We start from the raw sequence: 700 nt of genomic DNA on the forward strand, positions 1-700 counted from the left end.
CCCCAATTGCCGCAAAAAAATTAAAAGATAAAGCAAAAGAAACATATAAAAAAATAAAAGAAAATCCTTTAATATCCGTCGTTTAATATCGCCCGCCTCTTTTCCGACAAAATCCGCTATTTTGCCTCGCATATCTCTACGTTTTGAATTTTGCCCGTATGGACAGGTACAAGCGTTTTTTAAAATGTTCTGTTCTCCGGCGCATGATATAATTTGCTTTTCTTCCAGCAGGGCAAGCGGACGGATAAGGCTGACGGGATATTTTCGGTATTTTAAATTAATCGGCATGGCAAGCAATTCGCCCTTTGAGCAAAGGTTCATAAAAAAAGTTTCGATTATGTCGTCAAGATGATGACCCAACGCTATTTTGTTAAAGCCGTTTCTTACGGCGAATTTTAACAGTTCTGTCCGTCTTTGCGTGGAACACCAGTAGCAATTCATTTTTTCACCTTCTTTCAGCCTGCCGATAACAGGCACAAATAAATCAGTAAACGGAATTCCCCATTCTTCCAGCTTTTTGCAAAGCGCCGATTTCTTGCAACATGCGCAAAAGTCGGTACTTATGTGCAAGCCTGCCAATTCATAATTTATTTTTAACGCAGGTTTTATTTGCGAAAGCGCCCACGACAATACGCTAGAATCTTTCCCGCCTGAAACGGCGATTAATATGCGGTCGCCTTCGTTAATAAGGGAGCGTTCC

The 700-nt window shown here is 40.9% G+C and carries 1 protein-coding gene; it reads right to left on the reverse strand.

The genetic code is table 11. The annotated features are described in order from the left end of the window. Nucleotides 1–700 (reverse strand): tRNA 2-thiocytidine biosynthesis TtcA family protein (locus ACYVTD_RS15080; RefSeq protein WP_461248526.1); only part of this gene is annotated, 700 nt, incomplete at both ends.

It is taken from the genome of Treponema sp. R6D11 (genome assembly GCF_054786075.1).